Source organism: Methanosarcina spelaei (genome assembly GCF_002287235.1).
GTDB lineage: Archaea > Halobacteriota > Methanosarcinia > Methanosarcinales > Methanosarcinaceae > Methanosarcina > Methanosarcina spelaei.
This window is the reverse complement of sequence record NZ_LMVP01000500.1, coordinates 1-223: the sequence shown is the minus strand read 5'-3', so window position 1 is coordinate 223 and position 223 is coordinate 1. Positions and strand designations below refer to the sequence as shown.

Genomic DNA, 223 nt, shown 5'->3' with positions numbered 1-223 from the left:
ACCTCCTAAGCACAAAAACCCACCACCCAGATGCCGATAAACCGACAAAACCTCAATCCTGAGATCCTTTGTGGATCTCTAGTCTCTCTAGGGCTTGTAGATCAGTTGGAAGATCGCTGCCTTTGCAAGGCAGAGGCCCTGGGTTCGAATCCCAGCAAGTCCATTTTTATGCACCCGGGAAGTAAATTTCCGGGGAAGGACGGATTGCCTGTGTTGACACGCA

At 50.7% G+C, this 223-nt stretch carries 1 tRNA gene; it reads left to right on the top strand.

Annotation, left to right across the window (positions count from 1 at the left end):
- Nucleotides 1-90: 90 nt before the first annotated feature.
- A tRNA-Ala gene (locus ASJ81_RS17045) sits at nt 91-163 on the top strand.
- Nucleotides 164-223 lie beyond the last annotated feature (60 nt).